Origin of the sequence: Pseudomonas sp. BF-B-15 (assembly GCF_019946675.1) — a bacterium.
Lineage (GTDB): Bacteria > Pseudomonadota > Gammaproteobacteria > Pseudomonadales > Pseudomonadaceae > Aquipseudomonas > Aquipseudomonas migulae.
The window spans coordinates 78,436-91,735 of the sequence record NZ_JAGYFZ010000012.1 but is presented as its reverse complement, the minus strand read 5'-3'; the positions used below and the strand labels follow the sequence as shown (position 1 = coordinate 91,735).

Annotated in this window: 10 protein-coding genes; all 10 read right to left on the bottom strand. The window is 60.8% G+C overall.

Annotation, left to right across the window (positions count from 1 at the left end; all coding sequences use genetic code 11):
• Positions 1 to 53: 53 nt before the first annotated feature.
• The gene (locus KGA97_RS06385) at positions 54 to 2,009 is read right to left on the bottom strand and encodes an acetoacetate--CoA ligase (protein ID WP_223480419.1); all 1,956 of its coding nucleotides are present in this window, start codon (positions 2,007 to 2,009) and stop codon (positions 54 to 56) included.
• 141 nt (positions 2,010 to 2,150) lie between these two features.
• On the bottom strand, positions 2,151 to 2,924 hold the full coding sequence (hbdH, locus tag KGA97_RS06380; RefSeq protein WP_008033792.1) for a 3-hydroxybutyrate dehydrogenase: 774 nt from the start codon (positions 2,922 to 2,924) through the stop codon (positions 2,151 to 2,153).
• A gap of 7 nt (positions 2,925 to 2,931) precedes the next feature.
• Positions 2,932 to 4,323, bottom strand: a complete 1,392-nt coding sequence (locus KGA97_RS06375) for a GntP family permease (protein ID WP_223480418.1) — start codon at positions 4,321 to 4,323, stop codon at positions 2,932 to 2,934.
• A 297-nt stretch (positions 4,324 to 4,620) separates the two neighbouring features.
• The gene (locus KGA97_RS06370) at positions 4,621 to 6,036 is read right to left on the bottom strand and encodes a sigma-54 interaction domain-containing protein (protein ID WP_008033794.1); all 1,416 of its coding nucleotides are present in this window, start codon (positions 6,034 to 6,036) and stop codon (positions 4,621 to 4,623) included.
• Positions 6,037 to 6,155: 119 nt separating this feature from the next.
• The gene (locus KGA97_RS06365; protein ID WP_223480417.1) at positions 6,156 to 7,736 is read right to left on the bottom strand and encodes an ABC transporter ATP-binding protein; all 1,581 of its coding nucleotides are present in this window, start codon (positions 7,734 to 7,736) and stop codon (positions 6,156 to 6,158) included.
• A 14-nt stretch (positions 7,737 to 7,750) separates the two neighbouring features.
• Positions 7,751 to 8,773, bottom strand: coding sequence for an ABC transporter permease (locus KGA97_RS06360; protein ID WP_008037110.1), 1,023 nt, complete (start codon positions 8,771 to 8,773; stop codon positions 7,751 to 7,753).
• Complete coding sequence (locus tag KGA97_RS06355; protein WP_008029533.1) at positions 8,773 to 9,834, bottom strand: microcin C ABC transporter permease YejB; 1,062 nt, start codon at positions 9,832 to 9,834, stop codon at positions 8,773 to 8,775. Before KGA97_RS06355 ends, KGA97_RS06360 begins: the two co-directional genes overlap by 1 nt.
• On the bottom strand, positions 9,834 to 11,702 hold the full coding sequence (locus tag KGA97_RS06350; protein ID WP_008037108.1) for an extracellular solute-binding protein: 1,869 nt from the start codon (positions 11,700 to 11,702) through the stop codon (positions 9,834 to 9,836). The genes KGA97_RS06355 and KGA97_RS06350 overlap by 1 nt, the downstream gene beginning before the upstream one ends.
• 136 nt (positions 11,703 to 11,838) lie before the next feature.
• Complete coding sequence (locus KGA97_RS06345) at positions 11,839 to 12,120, bottom strand: peptidylprolyl isomerase (protein ID WP_008029538.1); 282 nt, start codon at positions 12,118 to 12,120, stop codon at positions 11,839 to 11,841.
• 83 nt (positions 12,121 to 12,203) lie between these two features.
• The gene (locus KGA97_RS06340) at positions 12,204 to 13,085 is read right to left on the bottom strand and encodes an esterase/lipase family protein (protein ID WP_008029541.1); all 882 of its coding nucleotides are present in this window, start codon (positions 13,083 to 13,085) and stop codon (positions 12,204 to 12,206) included.
• Positions 13,086 to 13,300: the final 215 nt, after the last annotated feature.

Sequence of the window (13,300 nt, the reverse complement as noted above, 5' to 3'; positions counted from 1 at the left end):
TCAACCGTCAGGGCCCCATCGCCAGCAAGCCGGCTCCTACAACGGGGTGTGTTTCAAGTGTTGAGTTCGGGACGATTGCGAAATTGCTCCAGCGCTTCGGGATTGGCCAGCGCATCGGTGTTTTTCACCGGCTGGCCATGCACCACGTTCCTCACCGCCAACTCGACCACTTTGCCGCTGATGGTGCGCGGAATGTCCGTCACCGCGACAATCTTCGCCGGTACGTGACGTGGCGTGGTGTTGGCGCGGATGACCTGGCGGATCTGCTGTTGCAGCGCCTCGTCCAGTTCGACCCCCTCGACCAGCCGCACGAACAGCACCACCCGCACGTCGTCTTGCCATTGCTGACCGATGGCCACGCTGTCGGTGACTTGCGGGACTTTCTCCACCTGACGGTAAATCTCCGCCGTGCCGATGCGCACGCCACCGGGGTTGAGTACCGCGTCCGAACGCCCGTGAATCATCATCGCGCCGTGAGCCAATTGTTCGGCGTAGTCGCCCTGGGCCCAGACGCCGGGGAACAGGCTGAAATAAGACGCGCGCAGTTTTTCCCCGGTCGGGTCGTTCCACAGGCCGACGGGCATGGCCGGAAAGTGTCGGGTGCAGACCAGTTCGCCTTTTTCGCCAATGACCGCGCGGCCGGCATCGTTCCAGACTTCGACCGCCATCCCCAGGCTCTTGCCCTGGATTTCGCCGCGACGCACCGCCAGCAGCGGATTGCCGTTCACGAAGCACGAAACGATGTCGGTGCCACCGGACATCGACGCCAGGCACAGGTCGGCCTTGAGGTCACGGTAGACGTAGTCGTAGCTTTGCGGCGATAGCGCCGAGCCGGTGCACAACAGGGTTTTCAGCGTGCCGAGATCATGGCTTTGCCGAGGCTTCACGCCGTTGCTTTCCAGGGTCGCGAGGTACTTGGGACTGGTGCCGAACACGCTGATGCGCTCGTCGTCGATCAGGTCGATCAAGCGCTCCGGGCCGGGATGAAATGGCGAGCCGTCGTACAGCACCACGGCGCTGCCGACGGCCAGGGCTGACACCAGCCAGTTCCACATCATCCAGCCGCAAGTGGTGTAGTAAAACAAGCGGTCGCCGGGCCCGAGGTCGCAATGCAGGCCGTGTTCCTTGACGTGCTGCAACAGCACGCCGCCGGTGCTGTGGATGATGCATTTGGGCACGCCGGTGGTGCCGCTGGAATAGAGGATGTACAGCGGATGGTCGAAAGGCACGGCAACGAAATCCGGCTCGCCGCCCGGTTCGTAGAACGCATCCCAAAGCGTCACGCCTGCGTGGGTGCGGAAGTCTTTGATGTGCGTCTGGGGTCGTGCGTAAGGCACCACGATCAGCTGTTGCAGCGACGGCAGGCGTTCAAGGATTTCGTTGACCTTGGCGCTTTGGTCGATGTCTTTGCCGGCATAACGGTAACCGGCGCAGGTGATCAGCACTTTCGGTTCGATCTGGCCGAAGCGGTCGATGACGCCCTGGGTGCCGAAGTCCGGCGACGAACAGGACCAGATCGCCCCGAGGCTGGTGGTGGCGAGCATGGCGACCAGGGTTTGCCAGGTGTTCGGCATGCACGCGGCGACGCGGTCGCCAAGGCCGACACCGACGGCGATCAAGCTGTTTTGAAAACCGGCGACATGCTCGGCCAGTTCGGCCCAGGTCAGTTGTTCGCGCTGGCCGTTTTCACCGATCGCTATCACGGCGACGGCATCGTCACGACGGCGCAGCAAGTGTTCGGCAAAGTTCAGGGTGGCGCCGGGAAACCACTGGGCGCTGGGCATGTGATCGCCTTCGATCAGCACGGCGTCCGGTTGCGTATGGAAACGGATGTCGAAGAAATCGACGATGGCTTGCCAGAAATCGACCCGTTGATCGATGGACCATTGGTGCAGGGCGGCGTAGTCGGCAATGTCGAGGTGGTGGCGCTGATTGATGGCGCGCCGGAAGGCGTCCATGCGGGTCTTGGCGATGCGTTTGGCGTCAGGTTGCCAGAGGATGTCGGACATTTTTTGCCTCTTCTTTTTCTATTTCGAGATCCAATCGCCGGCAAGCCGGCTCCTACAGGTTATCGGTGTTTTCATGAACGACGCACGACCTGTAGGAGCGAGGCTTGCCCGCGAAGAACGATAACGCGGTCTATCGCCCAATCACTGCGCCAACCACCCACCATCTATATTCCACGCCGCGCCCCGCACTTGGCTACCGGCCTCACTGCACAAAAACAGCACCAGTTCACCCAGCTGAGGCGGCGTAACGAACTCCAGCGACGGCTGCTTCTCGGCCAGCAAATCGTGCTGCGCCTGCTGCGGATCAACCCCTTTGGCGATGCGGTCGTCAATCTGCTTCTGCACCAACGGCGTCAACACCCAGCCTGGGCAGATGGCGTTGCAGGTGACGTTGGTCGTGGCGGTTTCCAGGCCGACCACCTTGGTCAAACCGATCACCCCATGCTTGGCCGCGACGTAAGCCGCCTTGCCCACCGAACCGACCTGGCCATGCACCGAGGCGATATTGATAACCCGTCCCCAACCCTTGGCGCGCATGCCCGGCAAGCTCAAACGGGTGCTGTGAAACACCGACGACAGGTTGATCGCAATGATCGAATCCCAACGCTCCACGGGAAAATCTTCCACCGACGCCACGTGCTGAATGCCGGCGTTGTTGACCAGAATGTCCACGCCGCCGAACTCGCGCTCGGCGTAGGCGATCATGTCGGCAATCTGCGCCGGGTCGCTGACATCGGCGGGGTGATGACCGACCTTGCCGCCGAACTGTTCAACCTCGGCAATCACTGTGGAGGCATCGCCGAAACCGTTGAGAATCAGGTTGGCGCCAGCCTTGGCCAGGCTGAGGGCGATGCCCAGGCCGATGCCGCTGGTGGAGCCGGTGACCAGTGCGGTCTTGCCTGAAAGAGTCGTCATGAATACCTCACACAATGCCAGTGGCGTAGAAAGTACCGATCACCACAAAAACCGCCAGGGTCTTGATCAGCGTAATACAGAAAATGTCTTTGTAGGCTTCGCGGTGGGTCAGGCCGGTCACCGCCAGCAAGGTGATGACCGCGCCGTTGTGCGGCAGGGTGTCCATGCCGCCACTGGCCATCGCGGCGACGCGGTGCAGCACTTCCAGGGGAATGTTGGCCGCATGGGCCGCAGCGATGAAGTCATTGGCCATGGCCGCCAGCGCAATGCTCATGCCGCCCGATGCAGAGCCGGTGATGCCGGCCAGCAGGGTCACGGTGATCGCTTCGTTGACCAGCGGGTTGGGAATGCTTTTGAGCCAGTCGGCCAGCACCAGAAAGCCTGGCAAGGACGCGATTACCGCACCAAAACCGTATTCGGACGCCGTGTTCATTGCTGCCAGCAATGAACCGCTGACTGCACTTCTGCTGCCTTCAGCCAACTTGCCGCGAATCGCCTGGAAGCCGAACACCAACACCATGATGATGCCGACCAGCAAGGCAGCCTGAACTGCCCAGATCGCCGTGAGTTTGGCGACATCGGTGGTTACCGGTGCGGCCATGCCTGGCAGCGCGAGGCTGTGGGTCTTGCCGTACCACTGGGGAATCCACTGGGTAAACAACAGGTTCATGATGCCGACGGCCAACAGCGGCGACAGCGCGATCCATGGATTCGGCAGTTTGATATCGGCAGCGGTTTCCGGCTCGTTGCGCAGGTCGGTGCCGTAGCCTTCACCCGAAAGCTGAGCCTTGTTGCGCTGGCGCTGCAGAAACGCCATGCCGGCGCAGACCACGAAGATTGCGCCGATCAAACCCAGCCACGGCGCCGCCCACGCGGTGGTGTTGAAGAAGGTGCTGGGGATGATGTTCTGGATTTGCGGGGTGCCGGGCAGGGCGTCCATGGTGAACGAGAAGGCGCCGAGGGCGATGGTCGCCGGGATCAGGCGCTTGGGAATATTGCTCTGGCGGAACATCTCGGCCGCGAACGGGTAGACCGCAAACACCACCACAAACAGCGACACGCCGCCGTAAGTGAGCAGGGCGCAAACCAGCACGATCACCAGCATCGCCTGACGGGTGCCGAGCAGGCGAATCGCCGCCGCAACGATGGAGCGCGAGAAACCCGACAGCTCAATCAGCTTGCCGAACACCGCGCCGAGCAGGAACACCGGGAAATACAGTTTGATGAAGCCGACCATTTTCTCCATGAACACCCCGGTAAAAGCAGGGGCGACGGCGGAAGGGTCGGTGAGCAGGACGGCGCCGAGGGCGGCAATCGGGGCAAAAAGGATAACGCTGTAGCCACGGTAGGCCGCGAGCATCAGCAGCGCGAGGGCTGCCAAGGCAATGATCACACTCATGGTGTGTCTCCTGGATTGTTATTTTTGTGGGGTGAAACGGTGTGAGGGAGGGCTTTAGCGAGATTTGTGCCAAGGTGGCAACATGTTGAAATATAAGGATATTTATTGTTTTTTCAGAGGTAAATGAGCGTATTTGTCTCTGTTTTGAGATTTTTTGTGATGTTGAGGGCCTCATCGCCGGCAAGCCGGCTCCTACAAGAGATCGCATTCACAACGCGCACCCTGTAGGAGCCGGCTTGCCGGCGATGAGCGCGCAGCGCTCCGAGGGAGTGTCTAACAATGGAGATGTATGTCTCTTTATTGAGACTCGGCAATCCCCAACGCCACCATCTTCTTGTACAACGTCGACCTCCCAAGCCCCAGCCGCGCCGCCGCCTCAATCACTTTCCCACCGCATTGCGCGAGGGCCGATTCAATCAACTGCCGGTCAAACCGTTCACGTGCCTCACTGAACGTCTCGTGTGCCACCGACTCAACCTTTAAAGGCGCCACACGCTCCACCGGCGTAAACGTACCAATCGCCGCGCGGATATCGGTCGCGTTCAGCATCAGGTCATCACTGAGCAATGCCGCCCGTTCCAGCACGTTGCGCAACTCGCGAATGTTCCCCGGCCAGGCGTGTCGGGCCAGCAACTCCAGCGCTTCGCGGTTCAGCTCGTGCTGACTGCGCAGTTCTTCAAGAATGGCCTCGCTCAAGGCCGGCAAATCATCGAGACGATCACGCAGCGGCGGCACCTGGATCGGCAGCACATTGAGGCGGTAATACAAATCGGCGCGAAACTCGCCGCGTTTGATCGCCGCTTCAAGGTCGGTGGAGGTCGCGGCGATCACCCGCACATCGCTCTGAATCACTTCGTTGGACCCGACCGGTTCGAATTCCTTTTCCTGCAGCACCCGCAGCAGCTTGCTTTGCAGCGGCAGTGGCATGTCGCCGATTTCATCGAGAAACAATGTGCCGCCCTGCGCAATCTGCAACTTGCCGACGCGACCCTTGCGATCGGCGCCGGTAAACGCGCCGGGGGCGGTGCCGAAGAATTCGGCCTCGAGCAGCGCCTCGGGAATCGCTGCGCTGTTGATGCTGACGAAAGCTTTGTGCGCACGGGGTGATGCGCCATGAATCGCCTGCGCCAGCAGCTCTTTGCCGGTGCCGGTTTCGCCGAGCAGCAAAACCGGGGAATCAGCGCTGGCGCTGCGTCGGGCGCGGCGTTTGACTTCGAGGCTGGCCGCGCTGGTGCCGATAAAATGCGCGAAGTTGTACTTGGTCTGCCGCGCCCGCAGCAGCGAGCGGGTGGAGGCCAGTTCTTCCTGCATGCTCATGTAGCGTTTGAGCATCGGCGACAGGCTGCGCAACTCATCGAACAACGCGAAACCGATGGCGCCGATCACCACGCCGGCGTCGTCATGGATCGGCAGGCGCATCACCACCAACGGTTCTTTGGGGGTGTCCTGCATGTCGAGCAGAATCGGTCGGCCGGTGCGCACCACTTCCCGCAGCAGGCTGCCGGGGATCACACTTTCGCAGGCCTTGCCGATGGCCACTTGCGCCGAATCCAGACCGAAGCGTCGGGCATAACGTTCGTTCATCCAGACGATGTTCGCGTCGCGATCGACAATCACCGTGCCTTCACTGGACTGCTCGATGATCTCGAACAGCGAACGGATCGCCAACAGACGAACGCGCTGGTAATCCTTGAGGCTTTCGGTGGTGTTCATAGTGCAGATCCTGATTGTGTATTGCTTGGTCCGGCCTCTTCGCGGGCAAGCCTCGCTCCTACAGGGGATCGCGTTCACCTGTAGGAGCGAGGCTTGCCCGCGAAGGCAGCGACGCGATTTTATGCCTGTTGCAGATGCGCCGCCGCCAACAGCTCTTTGGTGTACGGATGCTGCGGTGAATCAAACACGTCGTGGCTGGCGCCGCTTTCCACCACTTTGCCGTCCTTGATCACGATCATGTCGTGGGCGAGGGCGCGCACCACCGCCAGGTCGTGGCTGATAAACAGGTACGTCAGGCCGTGTTTTTCCTGAAGCTGGCGCAGCAGCGCGACCACTTGTTTCTGCACGGTGCGGTCCAGCGCCGAGGTCGGTTCGTCCAGCAGGATCAGCGCCGGTTTCAGCACCAGCGCCCTGGCGATGGCGATGCGTTGTCGCTGGCCGCCAGAGAATTCGTGGGGGTAGCGATGACGGCTTTGCGGGTCGAGGCCGACTTCCTGCAGGGCCCGGATCACTTCGGCCTTGCATTCGTCCGCCGTCAACTGGCTATGCACTTCCAGGCCTTCACTGATGATTTGTGCCACGGACATCCGTGGGCTGAGGCTGCCGAAAGGGTCCTGGAACACCACCTGCATTTTCTTGCGCCATGGCCGCAGTTGCTTTTGCGTCAGGCCGTCCAGCGCCGCGCCCTGAAAGCGAATGCTGCCTTCGGAGTCGAGCAGGCGCAGGATCGCCTGGCCCAGTGTCGACTTGCCCGAGCCGGACTCACCCACAATGCCCAATGTCTTGCCCCGCTGGACATTCAGGCTGATGCCGTCCACGGCATGCAAGTACGTTTTGCGCTGAAACAGCCCGCCACCGAGGGGGAAGCGCACGCAAAGATTGTCCACTTCCAGAACGTTCTCGCGCTCGTCACGGGGCAGCGCCTGGCCTTCCGGTTCGGCGTTCAGCAGTACGCAGCTGTAGGGATGTTTCGGCTCGGTGAACAGCGTTTCGCACGGCGCCTGTTCGACGATTTCCCCGGCCTTCATCACGCACACACGCTGAGCGATGCTGCGCACCAGATTGAGGTCATGGCTGATCAGCAGCAATGACATGCCGAGCCGCTGTTGCAGGGACTTGAGCAGGATCAGGATCTTGCGCTGCACCGTAACGTCGAGCGCAGTAGTGGGCTCGTCGGCGATCAGCAACTCCGGCTCGCAGGCCAGCGCCATGGCGATCATCACCCGTTGCCGCTGGCCGCCGGACAGTTGATGCGGATACGCCTTGAGCCGCTCTTTGGGTTTCTGGATGCCCACGAGGTGCAGCAGCTCCAGAATCCGCTCCTGCGCAGCTTTGCCGGTCAGGCCCTTGTGCAGCAGCAGGGTTTCACCGATCTGCTTTTCAATGCTGTGCAGCGGATTGAGCGAGGTCATCGGCTCCTGGAAGATCATGGCGATACGGTTGCCCCGCAACTCTCGCAAAACCCTGGACGAAGCGCCGAGCAACTCCTTGCCGCGATAGCGGATGCTGCCGCTGGTTTCGGTGCCGGTCTCGGGCAGCAGTTGCAGGATCGAGTGCGCGGTCACCGATTTGCCGGAACCCGACTCACCCACCAGCGCCAGGCATTCACCGGGGCGGATGTCCAGGCACAGGTTGCGCACCACGGTCTCGCCGCTGAAGGCCACGCAGAGGTCACGGATTTCGATCAGGTTGTTACTCATATCAACAGTCCGCGTCAGGATCGAGGGTCAAAGGCATCTCGCAACGCCTCGCCGATAAACACCAGTAAAGACAGGATCAGCGCCAGGGTGAAAAACGCGGTCAGCCCCAGCCACGGCGCTTGCAGGTTTTGCTTGCCCTGACCGATCAACTCGCCCAGCGAGGCACTGCCGGCCGGCATGCCGAAACCGAGGAAGTCCAGCGCGGTTAGCGTCGAAATGGCCCCGGTCAAAATGAACGGCAGGTAGCTCAGCGTCGCGTTCATCGCGTTGGGCAGGATGTGCCGCACGATGACTTTGCGGTCGGTCAGGCCCAGTGCCCGCGCAGCCTTGACGTATTCGAGGTTGCGCCCGCGCAGGAACTCTGCACGCACCACGTCCACCAGTGCCAGCCAGGAAAACAACGCCATGATCCCCAGCAGCCACCAGAAATTCGGCTCGACAAACCCCGACAGAATGATCAGCAGGTACAGCACCGGCAGACCCGACCAGACCTCCTGCAAACGCTGGCCGATCAGGTCAACCCAGCCGCCGTAATAGCCTTGCAGCGCGCCGGCGGCGATGCCGATCAGTGCGCTGACAAAGGTCAGCATCAGTGCAAACAGAATCGACACCCGCGCGCCGAAAATCACCCGTGCCAGCACGTCGCGAGCCTGGTCGTCGGTGCCCAGCCAATTCACATTCGACGGTGGACTTGGTGCCGGTTTGTTCAGGTCGTAGTTAGGCGTGTCGTCGCTGAACGGGATCGGCGGAAACAGCAGCCAGCCGCCGTCCTTTTTAATCAGCTTCTGTACATAGTCACTGCGGTAATCCGCCTGGAACGGCAGTTGCCCGCCGAACGCCTGCTCGGTGTAGCGCTTGAACGCCGGGAAGTACAACGAGCCCTGATAACTGACCACCAGCGGTTTGTCGTTGGCGATCAGCTCGCCACCGAGGGTCAGCAAAAACAGGCCGACAAATAGCCACAGCGACCACCAGCCACGGCGGTTTTTCTTGAATCGGTCGAAACGGCGGCGCGCCAACGGCGAAAGCTTGAACATCAGGCATTCCTCGCGGCGAAGTCGATACGCGGGTCGACCAGCGTGTAGCACAGGTCGCCGACCAGTTTTATCAGCAGGCCGAACAGCGTGAAGATGAACAGCGAACCGAACACCACCGGATAATCCCGCGACACCGCAGCTTCATAACTCATGCGGCCCAGGCCATCGAGGGAGAAGATCACCTCGATCAGCAACGAGCCGGCGAAAAATACGCTGATGAACGCCTGGGGAATGCCCGACACCACCAGCAGCATGGCGTTGCGGAACACGTGGCCGTACAGCACGCGACGTTCGCTCATGCCTTTGGCGCGCGCCGTGACCACGTACTGGCGGGTGATTTCATTGAGGAAGGAGTTTTTGGTCAGGATGGTCAATGTGGCAAACCCACCGATGACCAGCGCCGTGACCGGCAATACCAGGTGCCAGAAATAGTCGGCGATCTTGCCCACGGTGGACAGCGAGTCGAAATTGTCCGAGACCAGGCCGCGCACCGGAAACCAGTTCAGCGATGTGCCGCCGGCGAACACCACGATCAGGAACATCGCAAACAGGAACGCCGGCATCGCGTAGCCAATGATGATCGCGGTGCTGCTCCAGATATCGAATTGGCTGCCGTGGTGCACGGCTTTGCGGATGCCCAGCGGGATCGACACCAGATAGGTGATCAGCGTGGCCCAGAGCCCGAGGGAAATGGTCACCGGCATTTTTTCTAGGATCAGGTCGGTGACCGTGGCACCGCGGAAAAAGCTTTTGCCGAAGTCCAGTCGCGCGTAACTGGTGAGCATCAGCCACAGGCGTTCATGGGCCGGTTTGTCGAAGCCGTATTGCTTTTCGATTTCCTTGATCAGTTGCGGGTCGAGGCCGCGACTGGCTCGCGAACTGCCGCTCATGACCTCACCGGAACCGCCGCCGACGCTGGCGCCGCCGATGCCTTGCAGGTGCGCGATCGCTTGTTCAACCGGGCCGCCTGGCGCGGCCTGAACGATGACGAAGTTGACCAGCAGAATGATCACCAGGGTCGGAATGATCAGCAGCAGGCGCCGCAGAATATAAGCCCACATCAGTGCGGCCCTCCGGGTTTGCCGCGCTTGATCAGTTCGGCGGTCATCTGTTGGTTGGTCAGCGGCGTGGTGCTCACTTCCCACCAGCTCTCGATGGCTTCGTCATTGGCTGCTTGCACGCTGGGAATGCCGAAACGGTTCCACCACACGGTCGAACTGCCCGGCGGGTAGTAGTTGGGAATCCAGTAATAGTTCCATTGCAGTACCCGGTCGAGCGCATGGGCGTAGCGCAACATGTCGGCTTGGGTGGTGGCGCGGACCAGGCCGTTGACCAGCGTATCGACCGCCGGGTTCTTCAACACCATGTAGTTGTTGGAGCCCGGATCGTTGGCCGCTGCCGAACCAAAATAGTTATTCAACTCGTTGCCCGGCGACGTGGTGACCGGGTAGCCGGTGACGATCATGTCGTAATCCCGGGACATCAGGCGATTGACGTATTGGGAGGAGTCGATGCGGCGGATGTTCAGGTCGATGCCGATCTGCTTCAGCGTGCGCTTGTAAGGCAACAGCAAACGGTCCATACCGTTCTGACTGACCAGGAAGGTAAAGCTCAGCGGCTGGCCCTCGGCATTCACCAATTGATCGCCATCGGGTTTCCAGCCGGCCTGTTCGAGCAAATCCAGTGCTTGCAGTTGTTTGTCGCGGATCACGCCACTGCCGTCGGTTTTCGGCGCTTCGAAAACTTTGGTGAACACCTCGTCGGGGATCTGCCCGCGCAGCGGTTCGAGAATCGCCAGTTCGGCGGCATCCGGCAGGCTGCGGGCGGCGAGGGCGGAGTTGGAGAAGAAACTCTGCTGGCGGATATACATATCGCGCATCATCTGCCGGTTGCTCCATTCGAAATCCCACAGCATCACCAGTGCCTGGCGGACGCGGCGGTCCTGGAACATCGGATTCTGCAGATTGAACACAAAGCCCTGGGCCGATTGCGGCGCTTCTCTGGCCAGGTGCGCCTTTTGCAGGCGACCGTCGCTGAGGGCCGGGCTTTCGTAACCGATGGAGTAGGCGGTGGCGGAGAATTCGCGGTTGTAGTCGTAGGCGCCACCGCGCAGCACCTGACGCGCGACATCGGTATCACCGAAGTACTCGATGCTGAAGTGATCGAAGTTGTACAGCCCACGGCTGACCGGCAAGTCCTTGCCCCACCAGTCCGGATTGCGTTCGAAGGTGATGCTGCGCCCGGAGTCGACCTTGCCCACCCTGTACGGGCCGCTGCCCAGTGGCGGCTCGTAACCACCACCGCTGGCGAAATCGCGGGTTTTCCACCAGTGCTCGGGAAACACCGGCAAGGTTGCGATGTCGAGGGGCAGGGTACGGTTTTCGTTGCTTTTGAAGTCGAAACGCACCGTCAGCGGGGATTCCACCTCGACGCCTTTGACGTCGGCGAACTGGGTGCGATAACGCAGGCTGCCCTGGGTCATCAGCAGATCGAAGGTGTAGCGCACGTCTTCGGCGGTGATCGGCTTGCCGTCGGCGAAGCGGGCCTTGGGGTTGAGGTAGAAGCGCAGCGATAACCCGTCATCCGAACGCTCCATCTTCTGCGCCACCAGACCGTACACGGTGTAAGGCTCGTCCTGCGAGCGCTGGGCCAGCGGCGAATAGATCAAGCCGTCGATCTGCGTCACGCCGATGCCTTTGTCTATATAAGGCAAGACATGGTCGAAATGCCCGATCTCGATCGCCGAGCGACGCATCGTGCCGCCCTTGGGGGCTTGCGGATTGGTGTAGGCAAAATGACTGAAGCCGGCCGGGTACTTGGGCGGTTCGCCGTAGACGGTCAGCGCGTGTTGCGGTGCGGCGTTCACACCGGCGGCGCCCAGTAGCAGGGTCACGGCAGTGAACAACAAAACAGGGAAAGCCAGTCGCATTTTCAGCCTTAGAGCCGGGTGATCGATAACCGCAATTTGTACGCTAGCGGCGCGTCCCTCGCCAGTCGTATCACGTACCCGAAACACGACGGCCCACCAAAAGGCGGGCCGTTGTGCATGAAACTACGCGAATGACTTAGTCCTGACGGCTGGTCACTTCGAGCAAGTGGTAGCCGAACTGGGTCTTGACCGGGCCTTGCACGACGTTGATCGGTGCGCTGAAGACCACGGTGTCGAATTCCTTGACCATCTGGCCCGGACCGAACGAACCCAGATCACCGCCCTGACGGCTGGACGGGCAAGTGGAGTTGGCTTTGGCAACTTCGGCGAAATCGGCACCAGCCTCGATTTGGGCTTTGAGTTCGTTGCACTTGTCTTCGCTGGCAACCAGGATGTGACGGGCAGTGGCTTTAGCCATGGAAAAATACTCCTTCTAATGTTCAGTAAAGTGCTCAGCCTACCGGATTCAGTAGGCTATTTCTCCTCAAAGTTCCGCCCGGCTCACAGACCCGCCTTGCGCAGACGTTCGGCGTGTTGCACGTACAGGTCAATCGGGTCGATGTCTTTGCGAACCCGACCGACTGTCTGGCTGATGCTGTCCAGGTGGTCCAGCGGATAGTCGGAGCGGATCACCTTGCCCAGATGAGAGCTGAAGCGGCCGACCATGCCGTCGTTTTGCTCAGCCTCGATGGTGAAGTACCTGGCAAAAGCACGGGAGCACCCATTCAGTGGGTCAAGTGCGTTGAGCCCTTCATCGAGGAGGTTGCCCTGCAGGGTTCCGCTCCAGGAATAGTAGCGAACGCCGTTGACCCGCTCGCTGCCCTTGCCGCCCCAGGTTTTCGGCAGTCCTTGAGGGTATTTCTCGTTAAACGCGCTGACGCCTTCGGTGGTCAAGGCATTGAGCGCAGCGATCGCGTTTTGTGGCAGGTGGCGGTCGCCACTCAACAAGGACAGGAAGTCAGCGAACAACGTGGCCACCGTATCGGCGACCTGTTCCGGCAGCTGTCCAGGCGTCAGCGCCTTGCGCAGGAAATCCGCCAGTTCCGAGCCATGGTTGGGCCCGCTAACCGAGGTCACCGACGCAACGATTTGCGGCGCTATCGCTGCGGCATAGCGGGCGGCCAGCGCTCCCTGGCTGTGCCCGATCAGGTTGACCTTGTCTGCACCGGTCCCTTCCAGCACCCGTTCGATCTGTGCCAGAAGCTGGTCACCTCGCGCTTCATTGGTATGGGTAGCCGACAGGTGTGGGATGAACACTCTGGCGCCGGCGCTCCTGAGGGTTTGCTTGATGTCATGGAACAGTTCGAAAGGGCCGATCCGATCGAAACCAAACAGGCCGTGGACCAACAGGATGGGATGGAGGGTGCTTGCATTCCGTTGCATGTTCATACCTTTTCGCGGGAGTTCGTGAGTGTGTCCGGGGCCCACTCTAAAGCACCCGGACGTTTGCGCGATGTATGAAGAAGCCGCTGTGAATGGGTGAAAACGGAATAGGGAATGTACGAATATTCGAATCAGCAGGAGGCTCTTTTCGGAATGTCCGGACGTCCTTTAATCGGAGGTAGCGCAGAGTTCTGCAATGACCTACCTCCGGAATG

What these genes read in the sequence shown, in the direction of transcription:
- KGA97_RS06385 (WP_223480419.1), bottom strand. Translation starts at nt 2,009, where the DNA reads ATGTCCGACATCCTCTGGCAACCTGACGCCAAACGCATCGCCAAGACC.
- hbdH (WP_008033792.1), bottom strand. Translation starts at nt 2,924, where the DNA reads ATGACGACTCTTTCAGGCAAGACCGCACTGGTCACCGGCTCCACCAGC.
- KGA97_RS06375 (WP_223480418.1), bottom strand. Translation starts at nt 4,323, where the DNA reads ATGAGTGTGATCATTGCCTTGGCAGCCCTCGCGCTGCTGATGCTCGCG.
- KGA97_RS06370 (WP_008033794.1), bottom strand. Translation starts at nt 6,036, where the DNA reads ATGAACACCACCGAAAGCCTCAAGGATTACCAGCGCGTTCGTCTGTTG.
- KGA97_RS06365 (WP_223480417.1), bottom strand. Translation starts at nt 7,736, where the DNA reads ATGAGTAACAACCTGATCGAAATCCGTGACCTCTGCGTGGCCTTCAGC.
- KGA97_RS06360 (WP_008037110.1), bottom strand. Translation starts at nt 8,773, where the DNA reads ATGTTCAAGCTTTCGCCGTTGGCGCGCCGCCGTTTCGACCGATTCAAG.
- KGA97_RS06355 (WP_008029533.1), bottom strand. Translation starts at nt 9,834, where the DNA reads ATGTGGGCTTATATTCTGCGGCGCCTGCTGCTGATCATTCCGACCCTG.
- KGA97_RS06350 (WP_008037108.1), bottom strand. Translation starts at nt 11,702, where the DNA reads ATGCGACTGGCTTTCCCTGTTTTGTTGTTCACTGCCGTGACCCTGCTA.
- KGA97_RS06345 (WP_008029538.1), bottom strand. Translation starts at nt 12,120, where the DNA reads ATGGCTAAAGCCACTGCCCGTCACATCCTGGTTGCCAGCGAAGACAAG.
- KGA97_RS06340 (WP_008029541.1), bottom strand. Translation starts at nt 13,085, where the DNA reads ATGCAACGGAATGCAAGCACCCTCCATCCCATCCTGTTGGTCCACGGC.